Source organism: Streptomyces sp. NPDC020489 (assembly GCF_044386545.1).
Lineage (GTDB): Bacteria > Actinomycetota > Actinomycetes > Streptomycetales > Streptomycetaceae > Streptomyces.
The window spans coordinates 223373-238377 of record NZ_JBIRUZ010000012.1 but is presented as its reverse complement, the minus strand read 5'-3'; the positions used below and the strand labels follow the sequence as shown (position 1 = coordinate 238377).

General features: G+C 72.8%; 14 protein-coding genes. 6 read left to right on the top strand and 8 right to left on the bottom strand.

The window, feature by feature from the left end; translation table 11 throughout:
- Nucleotides 1-11 precede the first annotated feature (11 nt).
- The 5 genes from ACH41F_RS29955 to ACH41F_RS29935 form a co-directional block, all read right to left on the bottom strand.
- Nucleotides 12-1577: a phytoene desaturase family protein gene (locus ACH41F_RS29955; protein WP_398838266.1), complete on the bottom strand. Its 1566-nt coding sequence runs from the start codon at nt 1575-1577 to the stop codon at nt 12-14.
- Nucleotides 1578-1744: 167 nt separating this feature from the next.
- Nucleotides 1745-3982, bottom strand: coding sequence for a tetratricopeptide repeat protein (locus ACH41F_RS29950; protein WP_398838264.1), 2238 nt, complete (start codon nt 3980-3982; stop codon nt 1745-1747).
- A 57-nt stretch (nt 3983-4039) separates the two neighbouring features.
- Entirely contained in the window at nt 4040-4882 is an 843-nt protein-coding gene (locus ACH41F_RS29945; protein WP_391231736.1) for an oxygenase MpaB family protein, read from the bottom strand.
- Between the two features lie 10 nt (nt 4883-4892).
- Nucleotides 4893-6101 carry an acyl-CoA dehydrogenase family protein gene (locus tag ACH41F_RS29940; protein ID WP_391231735.1) on the bottom strand — a complete coding sequence of 403 codons (1209 nt, stop codon included), beginning with the start codon at nt 6099-6101 and terminating at the stop codon, nt 4893-4895.
- Between the two features lie 163 nt (nt 6102-6264).
- Nucleotides 6265-6639: a ferredoxin gene (locus ACH41F_RS29935; protein ID WP_391231734.1), complete on the bottom strand. Its 375-nt coding sequence runs from the start codon at nt 6637-6639 to the stop codon at nt 6265-6267.
- 105 nt (nt 6640-6744) lie between these two features.
- On the opposite strand from ACH41F_RS29935, the gene ACH41F_RS29930 reads away from it, so the two are divergent.
- From ACH41F_RS29930 to ACH41F_RS29915, 4 genes are all read left to right on the top strand, one after another.
- Nucleotides 6745-7104, top strand: a complete 360-nt coding sequence (locus tag ACH41F_RS29930) for a DUF6479 family protein (protein ID WP_391231733.1) — start codon at nt 6745-6747, stop codon at nt 7102-7104.
- Nucleotides 7105-7332: 228 nt separating this feature from the next.
- Complete coding sequence (gene dhaK / locus ACH41F_RS29925; protein WP_391231732.1) at nt 7333-8325, top strand: dihydroxyacetone kinase subunit DhaK; 993 nt, start codon at nt 7333-7335, stop codon at nt 8323-8325.
- A gap of 41 nt (nt 8326-8366) precedes the next feature.
- The gene (gene dhaL, locus ACH41F_RS29920; protein WP_391231731.1) at nt 8367-8966 is read left to right on the top strand and encodes a dihydroxyacetone kinase subunit DhaL; all 600 of its coding nucleotides are present in this window, start codon (nt 8367-8369) and stop codon (nt 8964-8966) included.
- On the top strand, nt 8959-9369 hold the full coding sequence (locus tag ACH41F_RS29915) for a PTS-dependent dihydroxyacetone kinase phosphotransferase subunit DhaM (protein WP_398838260.1): 411 nt from the start codon (nt 8959-8961) through the stop codon (nt 9367-9369). The genes dhaL and ACH41F_RS29915 overlap by 8 nt, the downstream gene beginning before the upstream one ends.
- 61 nt (nt 9370-9430) lie before the next feature.
- Here the strand turns inward: ACH41F_RS29915 and ACH41F_RS29910 are convergent, their stop codons facing one another.
- The gene (locus ACH41F_RS29910; protein WP_398838258.1) at nt 9431-10144 is read right to left on the bottom strand and encodes a glycoside hydrolase family 75 protein; all 714 of its coding nucleotides are present in this window, start codon (nt 10142-10144) and stop codon (nt 9431-9433) included.
- A gap of 380 nt (nt 10145-10524) precedes the next feature.
- On the opposite strand from ACH41F_RS29910, the gene ACH41F_RS29905 reads away from it, so the two are divergent.
- Together ACH41F_RS29905 and ACH41F_RS29900 are read left to right on the top strand one after the other, a co-directional pair.
- Nucleotides 10525-11490 carry a fibronectin type III domain-containing protein gene (locus ACH41F_RS29905; RefSeq protein ID WP_398838256.1) on the top strand — a complete coding sequence of 322 codons (966 nt, stop codon included), beginning with the start codon at nt 10525-10527 and terminating at the stop codon, nt 11488-11490.
- 167 nt (nt 11491-11657) lie between these two features.
- On the top strand, nt 11658-12185 hold the full coding sequence (locus tag ACH41F_RS29900; RefSeq protein WP_391231726.1) for a hypothetical protein: 528 nt from the start codon (nt 11658-11660) through the stop codon (nt 12183-12185).
- Between the two features lie 171 nt (nt 12186-12356).
- On the opposite strand, the gene ACH41F_RS29895 is transcribed toward ACH41F_RS29900, so the two are convergent.
- Complete coding sequence (locus ACH41F_RS29895; RefSeq protein ID WP_391242520.1) at nt 12357-12905, bottom strand: helix-turn-helix transcriptional regulator; 549 nt, start codon at nt 12903-12905, stop codon at nt 12357-12359.
- A gap of 31 nt (nt 12906-12936) precedes the next feature.
- Nucleotides 12937-14952 (bottom strand): FAD-dependent oxidoreductase, encoded by a 2016-nt coding sequence (locus ACH41F_RS29890; RefSeq protein WP_391242517.1) that lies wholly within the window; start codon nt 14950-14952, stop codon nt 12937-12939.
- Nucleotides 14953-15005 lie beyond the last annotated feature (53 nt).

Here is a 15005-nt window from a genome sequence, read left to right as displayed (position 1 = left end):
GGCCGCTCCCTTCATCCCTTGAGCGCCTCCAGCACCACCCTCGCCGCGTTGTGGCCCGGCACCCCGCTCACCCCGCCCCCGCGCACCGCGCCAGCACCGCACAGCAGCACGTTCCCGTGCCGCGTCTCCACGCCCCAACGCCCCGTCCCCTCCTGTTCGTACGGCCAGGACAGGTCGCGGTGGAAGATGTTGCCGCCGGGCAGCCGCAGGTCCCGCTCCAGGTCGAGCGGGGTCTTGGCCTCGATGCAGGGGCGGCCCTCCGCGTCGACGGCCAGGCAGTCGGTGATCGGCTCGGCGAGGTGCGCGTCGAGCTGGGCGAGCGTGGACTTCAGCAACTCCTCCCGTACGCCGTCGTTGTCCGCGTCGAAGAGCCGCGCGGGCGTGTGCAGGCCGAACAGGGTCAGGGTCTGGTAGCCCTGCTCCACCAGCTCCGGACCGAGGATCGTCGGGTCGGTCAGGGAGTGGCAGTAGATCTCGGAGGGCGGGGCGGTGGGCAGCGCTCCCGCGGAGGCCTCGGCGTGCGCGACGGCGAGCTGCTCGTAGCCCTCGGCGATGTGGAAGGTGCCGGAGAACGCCTCGCGCGGGTCGACGGAGCGGTCGCGCAGCTGCGGCAGCCGCTTGAGCAGCATGTTCACCTTGAGCTGGGCGCCCTCGGCCGGGGTCGGCGGCCCGTCCCCGGTCAGTTCCGCCAGGGCCTGCGGGGAGGCGTTGACCAGGACGTGCCGGGCGGCCACGACACCTTCCTCGCCGGCCGTCCGGAACCCGACCTCGGCCGTACGACCGTCCGTGTCGATCCGCACCACCTCGTGCCCGGTGGCGAGGACGGCACCGGCGTCGCGCGCCGTGGCGGCCAGGGCGTCGGTGAGGGCGCCCATACCGCCGACCGGGACGTCCCAGTCACCGGTGCCGCCGCCGATCACGTGATAGAGGAAGCAGCGGTTCTGCTGGAGCGAGGGGTCGTGGGCGTCGGCGAAGGTGCCGATGAGGGCGTCGGTGAGGACGACACCACGGACCAGGTCGTCGGCGAAGCGTTCCTCCACGGCCACCCCGATCGGCTCCTCGAAGAGGACCCGCCAGGCCTCCTCGTCGTCCACGAGCCGGCGCAGCGCGTCGCGGGTGGGCAGCGGTTCGGTGAGGGTCGGGAAGACCCGTTCGGCGACGCGGCCGGTCATGCCGTAGAAGCTCCGCCAGGCCGCGTACTCGCGCTCGCCGCCGGTCAGGCGCGCGAAGGCCTCCCGGGTGCGGCGTTCGCCACCGCCCACGAGCAGGCCGGTGGGCTGTCCGTCCCGCTCGACGGGGGTGTACGAGGAGACGGTGCGCTTACGGACCCGGAAGGCCAGGCCCAGATCCCGGACGATCTTCTTCGGCAGCAGGCTGACCAGGTACGAGTAGCGCGACAGCCGTGCGTCGACGCCGGCGAAGGGCCGGGTGGAGATCGCGGCGCCGCCGGTGTGGCCGAGGCGCTCCAGGACCAGGACGGAGTGTCCGGCCCGGGCCAGATAGGCGGCGGCGACGAGCCCGTTGTGGCCGCCGCCGACGATCACGGCGTCGTACGTGTGTCCCTCGAGTGCAGGCATGCCTCTTCGTAACACGTGATGATCGCGAGCGGCCAGGGGTGTACGGCGGCGGGGTCGGGACGGGTCACGGGAGGGCGGCCCGGCGATCTCGGGGTACGGGGCGGGCCGTCCCGACGCCTCGGACGCTCCCGCACCTCCGCCGGGTCGCGCATGCTCCGCCGTCCCCGTCAGGGCCCGCCCGCCGCCCGCTGCTGTCGCAGTACCGCCACCCTGCGGTACAGCTCGACCGCCTCGGCGCCGCGGCCGAGCTGTTCCAGGCAGTGGGCCTCGTCGTTGCGGCTGGCGAGGGTGTCGGGGTGGTCGGCGCCGAGGACCCGCTCCCGGGCGCCGGCGACTCGGCGGTACTCGGTGAGGGCGTCGGCCCAGCGGCCGAGCCACCCGAGGCCGACGGCGACCTCACGACGGCTGACCAGGGTGTCGGGGTGCTCGGGGCCCAGGACGCGCTCGCGGATGGCGCACACGTCGCGGGACTCGGCGAGGGCCTCCTCCCAGCGGCCCAGGCGCCCGAGGTTGACGCCGAGGCCGTGGCGGGCGCGGAGGGTCTCGGGGTGGGCGGGTCCGTGGACGCGGGTGCGGTCGTCGATGAGGTCGCGGTAGAGCCGGAGGGCCTCCCCGCTGCGGCCGAGGCGGCCGAGGCTGATGCCGACCTCGTAGCGGGCGGCGAGGGTGTCGGGGTGGTCGGGGCCGAGCGCCTGGGCGCGGGCCTCGGCGACCTCCTGGTAGGTCCGCAGGGCCTCCTGCCAGCGGCCCAACTGGCCGAGCGCGTAGGCCACTTCGTAGCGGGTGACCAGGGTGTCGGGGTGGCCGGCCCCGAGGACGCGGGCGCGGGCGGCCGCCACCTCGCAGGCCATGCGGTACGAGTCCTCCAGGCGACCGAGCCGGCTGAGGTTGAAGGCGAGGTTGTGGCGGCAGCGCAGGGTGTCGGGGTGGTCGGGGCCCATGGCGCACTCACGGGCGGCGAGCACCGACGTGTAGACCTGGTGGGCGTCGAAGTGGCGCCCCAACTGGCCGAACACATAGGCCATTTCCTGGCGGGCGGCGAGGGTGTCGGGGTGGTCGGGGCCGAGGGCGAGGCTGCGGGAGCGGGCCACGTGCTTGTACTCGCGCAGGGCGTCGGCGGCGCGGCCGGTACGGCTGAGGGTGAAGGCGACCTCGTAGCGGCTGGCGAGGGTGTCCGGGTGGTCGGGGCCGAGCAGGTGCTCGCGCTCCGCGGCGACCGCGCGGTGCACCTCACCGGCCTCCGCCCAGCGGCCGAGGCGCCCCAGGCTGAGCCCGGCGTTGTGCCGTCCGGCCAGGGCGCTGAGCGCCTCCGGAGACGGGGTGCCGCGTTCGTCGGGGAGGGCCACCTCGCCCTGGCGGCCGGTGACGGGGCGGGGGATCCACTCGCCGGTGAGCCCCGCCCCGGCGTCCGGTGGTGTGGTGCCGAGACCGGCTCCGGTGGCCTTGTGGCCGGTGGTCATCCCGCGGGTCCAGGACGGCAGACGGGCGGCGCGGGCGGCGGGGTCGGCCTTGAGCGTCGGCTGGGGTGTCACGACGGTGGGCACGTACGTCGGTGTCGTACGGCCCAGACCGATGCGGCGGCCCACCTCGCGGGCGTCGTGGGGGCGTTGCTCGGGCAGCTTGGCCAGCAGGTCCAGGATGATCTTCTCGAGGTAGGCGGGCACCTCGGCGCGGTGGCTGCGCGGCGGCCGGGGCGGGGTGTCGCGGTGGCCGACGAGGATGGCCCAGGCGTCGTCGAGGTCGAACGGCGGCGCCCCGGTGGCGATCTCGTAGAGCACGCATCCCAGGGAGTACAGGTCGCTGCGCTGGTCCACCTCGGAGCCGCCGATCTGCTCGGGCGACATGTAGTGCGGGGTGCCCATCGCGATGCCGGTGCCGGTCAGCCGGGAGGTGAAGCCGATGTCGTGGCCGAGCCGGGCGATGCCGAAGTCGCAGATCTTCACGGTGCCGTCGGTGAGCCGCATGATGTTGGCGGGCTTCAGGTCGCGGTGCACGATGCCCTGTTGGTGGGTGTAGGCGAGGGCGGCGGTGACCTGGTCGGCGATGTCGACGACGTCCGCGACGGGCAGCGGATGGTGGTGGTTGTCCTCCAGGAGCTGACTGAGGTTGCGGCCCTCCAGCAACTCCATGACGAGGTACAGGATTCCGTCGGACTCCCCGAAGTCGTGGACGACGGTGATCCCGCGGTGCTGGAGGGCGGCGGCCACCCTGGCCTCGCGGCGGAACCGTTCGCGCAGCACCCGGGTGAAGGACTGGTCGTGGGACGGGCCGAGCGGCTTGAGGCACTTCACGGCGACATGGCGGCCCAGCGACTCGTCGCGCGCCCGCCACACCTCGCCCATGCCGCCGCGCCCGATCAGGTCGAGCAGCCGGTAGCGGCCCTGGATCAGCTTGCTCTCCCCCATCTGCTGCGCTCGCCCCCGATGGTCTCGCCCCGCCCCTGGCCCGTCCAGTATGGCGGGCTATCGACCCACTTTGTACGGTGCCGGGCGCGAGCCGGGGCCGAGCCGTGACATGGCCCGGAGGATGTGCTTGGGCGGGAGTTGCCAGCGAAGACGTGCGGGAACGCAGCGCAACAGGGTTCCCGTGGCACGCAGTTGACGGGTGACGCTGGCGGGCCGCGGGGCCGGTCTGCCGTACAACTCGTGGGCGTACGGCGGCAGGGCGGCGTACGCCAGTTGCGCCACGCGCCGCCACAACACCACGCGCGCCGGGACGAGCAGGGGGTGCGTCGGCGGGCGGAGCAGGAAGTCGTCCACCGCGCGTGCCTCGGGTCCTACGGCGAGTTCGGGGCGCACCTTCTCGAAGTAGGCGGCCATCTCCGCCTGATCGGCCGGTACGGCGTCCGGGTCCAGGCCCACCAGGCGTGCGCTGACCCGTTGTTCGGCTATGTAGCGGTCGGCCAGCGCGTCGGTGAGGCGGAACCCGGAGCGCCGGGCGACGTGCAGATAGGAGTCGATCTCGGCGCAGTGCACCCACAGCAGCAACTCCGGTTCGTCGACGCCGTAGCGCTCCCCGGTGTCGGGGTCGACGGCCGACAGCATGCTGTGGATCTTCCGGACCCGGGCGCCCGCCTTCTCGGCGGCCTCGGTGGTGCCGTAGGAGAGAGTGCCGACGAAGTTCGCGGTCCGCATCAACCGGCCCCAGGCGTCCTTGCGGAAGTCGGAGTTCTGCATGACGCCGCGCACCGCGCGCGGGTGCAGGGCCTGGAGGTAGAGCGCGCGGACACCGGCGACCCACATCATCGGGTCGCCGTGCATCTGCCAGGTCACCGAGGTCGGTGTGAACAGTCCGGGATCACCCATGTCCGGAAGGCTAGCGCCGTACCCTCGGCATCCCCAGACCGATCCACGAGATGATCTCCCGCTGGATCTCGTTGTTGCCGCCGCCGAAGGTGAAGATGACGGCGGAGCGGTAGCCGCGTTCCAGTTCGCCGTGGAGGACGGCGCCCGCCGAACCCTCCTTCAGGGCGCCGGCCGCGGCGACGATCTCCATCAGCCACGCGTAGGCGTCGCGGCGGGCCTCGGAGCCGTAGACCTTGACGGCGGAGGCGTCCTGCGGGGTGAGGGTGCCGTCCTGGACGGCGCTGACCATCTGCCAGTTGAGGAGCTTGAGGGCCTCCAGTCGGGTGTGGGTCCGGGCGAGGAGGCGGCGCACCCAGGGCAGGTCGACGACGCGGCGGCCGTCTGCGAGCTTGGTCTCGATCGCCCAGTGCTGGACGTCGTGCAGGGCGCGGATGGCCATGGTGCCGTGGGCGGCGAGGGTGACGCGCTCGTGGTTGAGCTGGTTGGTGATCAGCCGCCAGCCCTGGTTCTCGGCGCCGACCCGGCGGGTGACGGGGACGCGGACGTTCTCGTAGTAGCTGGCCGTGGTGTCGTGCCCGGCGAGGGTGTGGATGACGGTGCAGGAGTAGCCGGGGTCGGTGGTCGGCACCAGCAGCATGGTGATGCCCTTGTGGGGCGGGGCGTCGGGGTCGGTGCGGGTGGCGAGCCAGACCCAGTCGGCGGTGTCGCCGTTGGTGGTCCAGATCTTCTGCCCGTTGACGACGTAGTCTCCCGCGCCGTCGCGCACCGCCCGCGTCTTCAGGGACGCGAGGTCGGTGCCGGCGTCGGGCTCGCTGTAGCCGATGGCGAAGTCGATCTCCCCGGAGAGGATCTTCGGCAGGAAGTACGCCTTCTGCTCGTCGGTGCCGAACTGCATGATCGTCGGCCCGACGGTGTTCAGCGCCATCAGTGGCAGCGGGACGCCGGCCTGGGCGGCCTCGTCGAAGAAGATGAACTGTTCGGTGGCGGTCAGGCCGCGTCCGCCGTACTCCTTCGGCCAGCCCACGCCGAGCCAGCCGTCCGCGCCGAGCCGCTGGATGATCTCGCGGTAGAAGCGCTTCTGTTCCCGCCGGTCGCCGATGCCTCCCACCCCTTTGGTGCCGTCGGGGAGGGCGGGCGAGTCCCCGGGCACCAGCTCGGCGAAGTAGGCCCGCAGCTCGGTGCGCAGCCTCTGCTGCTCGGGCGTGTATTCGAGATGCACGGCGCCTCCAGGCTCCCCGGGACCGGTCCTGTCGGCGCACACGGTAGAACGTGTTCCAGAAATTGGGAATGGCGAGGGCACACGGGACCGTCCCGCCGCTGTCGGTGGCCGAGCTCAGCGGCAGGGCAGGACCGTGGAACGCACGTCCGGGACGCCCGCCCGGTCAGCGCAAGGTCGCCATGAAGTCCGAGCAGGCCTGCGCGCACTCCCGGCAGGCCTTCGCCGCGTCCTCACCACCGGGGTGGTCGTCGAAGGCGTGCGCGCACTCCAGGCACACCGTCCGGCACCACTCCAGCTGGACGCGGATGCCGTTCTCGTCCAGGCGGTTCTGCTCGGACAGCAGGCGGCAGGTCGCGTCGCAGACCTCCGCGCACATGATGCCCTTGCGTCGTACGAGTTCGTCCTGCTCGCTTCCGTCCGGGTCCACGAGGCTCGCGCGCAGCGCACACGTCCGGGCACATTCGGTGCACGCCTGGGCGCACGCGAAGCGGTCCTCCAGGAACCGGAAGAGCTCCTGTTGGGATGCTGTCGTCGTCACACCGCGCGGGTAGCCGCACCGCTTCGCGTCAAACACCCGCGGGCGGGGGCGTGGCCGGTTTCTTCCGGTTTGGTTCACCCGGGGCGTCCGGGGTACTCGCCGGTCATGACTACCGCAGGGATGACATTGGCCGCGGGCGCGACGGGCCTCGGCATGCTGGTGGCGGGACTCGCCGTGGTGTTGGTGCTGCTCGGTGCCTTCTGGCTGGGATCCAGGCTCCGGCGCCGAGAGTCCCCGCCGCCCACCCCGGAACAACAGCCACGGCTGCCCGAGGGCGGCCCCGTCCGCGAGGTCCAGGAGAACCGGGAACCCGACGAGATGCCCAGAAGCGACCATCGCCTGACCCCGCACGAGATGCCGTCCTCCGGCAACTCCTCCACCCGTACCGGCTCGGACCAGGAGCGGCCGCGGTGGAACGAGGGCAGCAGCGGTTCGTTCGGCAGTGGCGGGCCGGGCGGCAGCTGACCCGTCGGCGCGTCTGCCGAAGGGTGACCGTACGCAACCGCATCGAACAGTCCAGTTCCCCGCGCGGATCGGGCCGACTCGGCGACGAGTCGGCCCGATCCGCGCGTTGCGGCCGGGGCAGCACCTGGATCACCGGGCCGTACCGGTAGGCCGTCGTGACCTTTGGGTACCGCCCGTTCGATACTGCTGACATCAGTCGGCAGGGGAAGCGGCCACCAGGAGGTACCCATGAGGATGCTCATCAACGTCCCAGAGACCGTCGTCGCGGACGCGTTGCGCGGTCTGGCGGCGGCTCACCCCGAGCTCACCGTGGACGTGGAGAACCGGGTGATCGTACGGCGGGACGCCCCCGTGGCCGGGAAGGTCGCCCTGGTCTCCGGTGGCGGGTCCGGGCACGAGCCGCTGCACGGCGGTTTCGTGGGCCCCGGCATGCTGTCGGCGGCGTGTCCGGGCGAGGTGTTCACCTCCCCGGTCCCGGACCAGATGGTGCGGGCGGCGGCCGCCGTGGACAGCGGTGCGGGCGTGCTGTTCATCGTGAAGAACTACACGGGCGACGTGCTCAACTTCGACATGGCCGCCGAACTCGCCGAGGACGAGGGCATCCAGGTCGCGAAGGTGCTCGTCAACGACGACGTGGCGGTCACCGACAGCCTGTACACGGCCGGCCGGCGCGGCACCGGGGCCACCCTGTTCGTGGAGAAGATCGCCGGGGCCGCCGCCGAGGAGGGTCAGCCCCTGGAGCGCGTCGAGTCGATCGCCCGTCAGGTCAACGACCACTCCCGCAGCTTCGGCGTCGCGCTCAGCGCCTGCACCACCTACGCCAAGGGCAGCCCCACCTTCGACCTGCCGAACGGCGAGCTGGAGCTGGGCATCGGCATCCACGGCGAACCGGGCCGGGAGCGGCGGCCGATGATGACCTCGGGCGAGATCGCCGACTTCGCGGTCAACGCGATCCTGGAGGACATGACCCCGCGCAACCCGGTGCTGCTCCTCGTCAACGGCATGGGTGCGACCCCGTTGCTGGAGCTGTACGGCTTCAACGCCGAGGTGCAGCGGGTGCTCACCGACCGTGGGGTCCCGGTGGCCCGCACCCTCGTCGGCAACTACGTCACCTCCCTGGACATGGCGGGCGCCTCGATCACGCTGTGCCAGGTCGACGAGGAGCTGCTGCGGCTGTGGGACGCGCCGGTGCGGACGGCGGGGCTGCGCTGGGGCATGTGAGACAGCGGGCAGTCAACGTACCTACCACGCAAGGAGATCCCGTGCTCGACGCCGACTTCTTCCACCGATGGATGACGGCGACCGCCGCGTCCGTCGACCGTGCGGCGGATCAGCTCACCGCCCTCGACTCGCCCATCGGTGACGCCGACCACGGCAGCAATCTGCACCGCGGGTTCCGCGCGGTGGCGGCGGTACTGGAGAAGGACGCCCCGGCCACGCCGGGAGCGGTGCTCACGCTCGCCGGACGGCAGCTCATCTCCACGGTCGGCGGGGCTTCCGGGCCGCTGTACGGCACGCTGCTGCGGCGTACCGGCAAGGCCCTCGGGGACGACGCGGAGGTCAGCGAGGAGCGGTTCGCCGAGGCGCTGCGGGCCGGGGTGGACGCGGTCAGGGCGCTGGGAGGTGCGGCGCCCGGCGACAAGACGATGATCGACGCGTTGGTACCGGCCGTGGAGGCGCTCGGCGACGGTTTCGCCGCGGCGCGGGCCGCCGCCGAGGAGGGCGCGCTGGCGACGACACCGCTACAGGCCCGCAAGGGGCGCGCGAGCTACCTCGGCGAGCGCAGCATCGGACACCAGGACCCCGGGGCCACCTCGGCCTCGCTGCTGATCGCGGCGCTCGTGGAGGCGAGCGGTGAGTGACGGCGCGCTGGTCGGCATCGTGCTGGTCTCGCACAGCGCCGACGTGGCCAGGTCGGTCGCGGAGCTGGCGACGGGGCTGGCGGGCGGCGGCGTGACGGTCCCCGTGGCCCCGGCCGGCGGCACCGAGGGCGGTGGGCTGGGCACCAGCTCCGAGCTGATCGCCGCGGCGGCCGCCTCGGTGAACCGCGGGGCCGGGGTCGCCGTCCTCACCGACCTGGGCAGCGCCGTGCTCACCGTGAAGGCGCTGCTGGCGGAGGGCGACGAGCTCCCCGAGAACACCCGTCTGGTGGACGCCCCGTTCGTGGAGGGCGCGGTCGCGGCGGTCGTCACGGCGGCCACCGGCGCCGACCTCGCGACGGTGGAGGCGGCGGCCTCGGAGGCGTACACCTACCGGAAGACCTGACCTGGAACCGGGGACGCAGGCCCACCACGCGGTGAGGGCTCCCGGGGCACGGCCCCGGGGCCTACCGGCCCCGCACGAACAACCGCGCCAGCCGCTCCCCCGTCGCGACGGCGGCGTCATGGTCCTCGATGGGTTTCACCTGCGAGTCCTTGAAGACGATGTAGGTGACCCCGGAGTCGGTGCCGCCGCCGCGCGGGTCTGGCCGGATGCCGAGCGCCCGGGCACTGGCGTAGGACGCCTCGCCGATGATGTCGCGCGGGCCCACGTCACCCACCACCGCGTACTGCACCCGGTCCTTGTAGACGACGGCCGCGACCGACCCGCCGCGGATCCCGCTCGCGCGGTAGTCCCAGATCCGGCTCGGGGTGGGCACCACGATGAAGGGGAGGCGTTCGGCCTTCAGGTGGCGGCCGTCGGACTGCTGGTAGGCGGTGGTGTCGCTGAAGAGCGGGTCCGTGCGGCGGTTGCAGCGACGGCCCGGCCGGCCGTCGCAGTCGATGTCCATGTCCGCCTTCCAGAAGACGGCTTCGCGGGTGCCGCAGACCCGGATGGTCGCGGGCCGGCCGGCATCGCTGCGGTAGCGGCCGCGGGAGACGGGGGCGCAGTCACGCACCATGGCCAGCAGGTCGGCGGCGCGGACGTCGCCCTCGTGGCGCACCACCGCCTCCTGCCGCACCACCGTCTCCTGCCGCGCCTGTGGCTCGGCGGCGGGTGTCATCGTCGGGGCGAGCAGGGCGGCACCGGCCGCGGCCAGCGTCAGTGACTGGGCACGCACGATAAAGGACCCTCTCCGGGTGGACATTGACGGGCACTCAGCCAAATCTGATGCCCTGTCGGAGATGCGGCCACCGGTAGAGGGCCGTACGGTGCACGCCCCTTGCCGGGGCGGCCGGGTACCGAACCGCGGACAGGGGCCGGGCACCTGAGCCCGCGTCGGCTCAGGCCGCCCGGCCGCCCGCGTCCGGCGCGGGAACAGCGACGACAGCGGTCCGCGCCAACGGCATGAACTCCCGAGCTCTCAAGGGGAGTTCATGCGCGAGGAGCTTCAGCATACGTAACCGTCCCGGCCGCCCACCAACTGCGGCCCTCTTGCCCCGTCCCCGTCCACGGCGCCATATTGGTCCGGACCAATACCGTCACCGGGGAGGCCGTACCGTGCGCCGTTTCCTCGTGCTCTGCGCGACGATCACGCTGGTCGCGTCCTGCGGCCGGGGCGGCGGCGAGGAGGGCGGGCGGCTTCCCGCGGCGCCCGTGGGCGTCACCGCCGAGGCCGGGAGCGCGACCAGTGTGCACGTCATGTGGAACGCGGTCGGTCCGGGCGTCGAGGCCTACGAGGTATATCGCGGCACCACGAAGGTGAAGGAGGTACCGGGTTCCGCGCACATGGTGGACGTCACCAGGCTCAGGCCGTCCACCGTGTACGTCTTCACCGTGCGGGCCCGGGACGCCGACGGCCGGATCGGCCCGAGCAGCGGCGAGGTCCGCGCGACCACCCCGGCGGCCGTCACCGCGGACGGGAGGGCGCCGACGGCACCCGGGCATCCCAAGGGCCGGGCGATCGGCAGCCGAGCGGTCCAGCTGTCGTGGTCCGCGGCCTCGGACGACCGGGACGTGACGTCGTACGACATCCACCAGGGCGGCACGAAGATCCACAGTGTCGGCGGGAACCAGACGGCGGCCGTGGTGACCGGGCTGCGGCCGGGCACCCGGTACTCCTTCACCGTGCGGGCCCGGGACGCGGCCGACAACGTCTCCCCGGCGAGCACCGCCGTCCGCCTCACCACCGCGCCGGCCGCCGACTCCGGCGGCGGCACCGCCCCCGGCCGCTTCCGCGCGGTGACCCGTCTCGCGGACGACGGAGCGTACTACCTCGACCTCTCCTGGGTGCCGCCGCGCGCGGACGGCGCGGTCACCGAGTACCAGGTCCACCTCGACGGCCGACCGGCCACCTCGCTGGTCTTCGGCGGGAGCCCGCCGAGCGACCGGGCGAGCTACAGCTTCTACGTGGGCCGGGACGCCGGGGTCACGCACCGGGTCCGGATCCGGGCCAGGCTGCCCGACGGGACGTGGGGCGGCTTCTCACCGGAGCGGGCCGTCACCACGGGAGGCTCGGGGCCGTGACGGCACCGCCCGCCTGAGCCGGCCGAGGGAGTCCGTCACCCGCACGGGCGCCGTCCGGATGCGCCGCGGCCCGCGAGGGCATTGGCTGCCCCTGAGGCGCACGGGCGTTTCCCGACCCTCGGCGGCGCCAGGGATGTTCCGCCGACCGTGTCGCCGGAGGGCAGTCCATGCGTACTAGTCAGCTTCTCCTCCGCTCCGGCCTGACCGCGGCTGCCGCCGCTGCCCTGGCCGCCGTACCGGCGGTCGCGGCCTCGGGAATCTCCGTGAGCACCACCGGATCCACGGTCTCCGTCACGACCAGCGCCTGCACCCAGGACGCCGGCGGCAACTGGGGCACCGCCTCGCTCCTGAACAGCAGCCAGGCGAACTTCGCCCAGGGCCGCCAGGTGACGCTGTCCGGGACGAGCGCCCTGCAGTCGGCCGCCTGGTCGAACGTCAGCCCCGGGACCTACACGGTCATCGTCATGTGCTCGAACAACAACACCGCGGGCACCCAGTCGGTCATCGTCTCGACCGCCTCCACCCCCACGATCTCCGCCACGGCCTCCCCCTCACGGGGTGTCATGGGCGGAGTGGGCGGCGGCATCAAGGACTACGGCCCCGTCACCCTCGGTGTCGGCGCCGCCCTGGTCGGGACCGGCGGTATCGCGGCGGCCTGGTTCCTGCGCCGCCGCGCGAAGCCGCACCGCCTCTAGGGCCTGTTGTGAAAGTGGCCTCTGCCGCGCGACGCCCGGCACGCACTCTCGCCGCACCGCCCGAAAGCCCGAGTACGCCCAGTACGAGGGCTTCCGGGCGGCACGCCGAGAGCACGCACCGAACGCCGCGCGGCCGCCCTCCGGGCGACGAGGCCACTTTCACAACCCGCCCTAGTCCGGCCGACCGGACAGGTGCGCGAACTCCTCCAGCGCGTGGCTGAGCCACCGCGTCCAGAAGGTCTCCAGATCGATGCCGGCCCGCAGGACCAGATGTTGCAACCGGTCCTGCGGGCTGTCCTTGCCCGGCGGGAAGTCCCGCCGCTCGATCTCCTGGTACTCCGCCAGCTGACGCCGGTGCAGGTCGAGATGGCGGCGCAGGTCCGCCTCGACGCCCTCGGTGCCCACCACGGCCGCCGCCCGCATCCGCAGCAGCAGGGTGTCGCGGTGCGGCCGCGGGTCCTGGGAGGCCGCGGTCCAGCGGGCCAGTTCGTCCCGGCCCGCCGGCAGCACCTCGTACCGCTTCTTCTGCCCGCGGGCCGGCTGCTCCGAGGGCAGCGCTCTGATGTGCCCCTCGGCCTCCAGCCTGCCCAGCTCCCGATAGATCTGCTGGTGCGTCGCCGACCAGAAGTAGCCGATCGACCGGTCGAAACGCCGGGTCAGCTCAAGTCCCGAGGACGGCTTTTCCACCAGGGCGGTGAGGATCGCGTGCGGGAGTGACATGGGGTCATCCTAGGGACGGCGTGGCGGGCCCTCAGAGGGCGGCCGCGACCTCGGTGCCCTGCTTGATGGCGCGCTTGGCGTCCAGTTCTGCGGCCACGTCGGCGCCGCCGATCAGGTGGGCGCTCACACCGGCGGCGACCAGTTCCTCGTACAGGTCCCGGCGCGGTTCCTGCCCGGTGCACAGGACGATCGTGTCGACCTCCAGGACCGCGCTCTCCTCGCCGACGGTGACATGGAGCCCGGCGTCGTCGATCCGGTCGTAGCGCACGCCCGGGACCATGCGCACGCCGCGGTGCTTGAGCTCGGTGCGGTGGATCCAGCCGGTGGTCTTGCCGAGCCCCGCGCCGACCTTGCTGGCCTTGCGCTGGAGCAGATGGACGGTGCGCGGCGGGGCGGGGCGCTCGGGGGCGGTGAGGCCGCCGGGTCCGGTGTGCTCCATGTCGACGCCCCAGAGGCGGAAGTAGGTGGCCGGGTCCTCGTGCGCCTTGTCGCCGCCGTCGGTGAGGAACTCGGCGACGTCGAAGCCGATGCCGCCCGCACCGAGCACGGCGACCCGGGCGCCGACGGGCACCCTGTCGCGCAGGACGTCGAGGTAGCCCACCACGCTCGGGTGGTCGACGCCGGGGATGTCGGGGGTGCGCGGGGTGACGCCGGTGGCGACGACGACCTCGTCGTAACCGGCGAGGTCCGCCGCGGCCACCCAGGTGTTCAGGCGGACGTCCACGCCGTGCCGGTCGAGCTGGTGGCGGAAGTAGCGAAGGGTCTCGTCGAACTCCTGCTTGCCAGGGACCTGGCGGGCCACGTTGAGCTGGCCGCCGATCTCGCTCGCGGCGTCGAAGAGGGTGACGTCGTGGCCGCGCTCGGCCGCCGAGACCGCGCAGGCCAGGCCCGCCGGGCCCGCGCCGACGACCGCGACGCGCTTCCTCAGCCGGGTCGGCGACAGCACCAGCTCGGTCTCGTGGCAGGCGCGCGGGTTCACCAGGCAGGAGGTGATCTGGAGGCTGAAGGTGTGGTCGAGGCAGGCCTGGTTGCAGCCGATGCAGGTGTTGATCGCCTCGGGCGTGCCCGCTTCGGCCTTCGCGACGAAGTCGGGGTCGGCGAGCATCGGACGGGCCATCGAGACCATGTCCGCGTATCCGTCGGCGAGCAGTCCCTCGGCCAGGTCGGGGGTGTTGATGCGGTTGGTGGTGACCAGGGGGACGCTCACCTCGCCCATGAGCTTCTTGGTCACCCAGGCGTAGGCGCCGCGCGGCACCGAGGTGGCGATGGTGGGGATGCGGGCCTCGTGCCAGCCGATGCCGGTGTTGATGATGGTCGCGCCCGCCGCCTCGACGGCCTTGGCGAGGGTGACGACCTCGTCGTGGGTGGAGCCGCCGGGGACCAGGTCCAGCATGGACAGCCGGTAGATGATGATGAAGTCCTCGCCGACGGCCTCGCGCACCCGCCGCACGATCTCGACGGGGAACCGCATCCGGTTCTCGTACGAGCCGCCCCAGCGGTCGGTGCGGTGGTTGGTCTGGGCGGCGATGAACTCGTTGATCAGGTAGCCCTCGGAGCCCATGATCTCCACGCCGTCGTAACCGGCCTGCCGGGCGAGGCGGGCGGCGCGGGCGTAGTCGTCGATGGTCTGCTCGACCTCGGCGTCGGTGAGCTCGTGCGGCGGGAAGGGGCTGATCGGCGCCTGGATCGGGCTCGGCGCGACGAGGTCCTGGTGGTAGGCGTACCGGCCGAAGTGCAGGATCTGCATCGCGATCCGGCCGCCCTCGCGGTGCACGGCCGCGGTGATCTCCCGGTGCTGCTCGGCCTCCGCGTCGGTGGTGAGCTTCGCGCCGCCCTCGTACGGGCGCCCGGCGTCGTTGGGTGCGATACCGCCGGTGACGATCAGGCCCACTCCCCCACGCGCGCGTGCCGCGTAGAACGCCGCCATCCGCTCGAAGCCGCGCTCGGCCTCCTCCAGGCCTACGTGCATGGAGCCCATGAGGACCCGGTTGGGCAGCGTGGTGAAGCCCAGGTCCAGCGGGCTCAGCAGGTGGGGGTAACGGCTCATCGGGCCCTCCGTGGCGGCGGTGTCTGCCCTCTTGTTGTAGAGGACCACCGCGC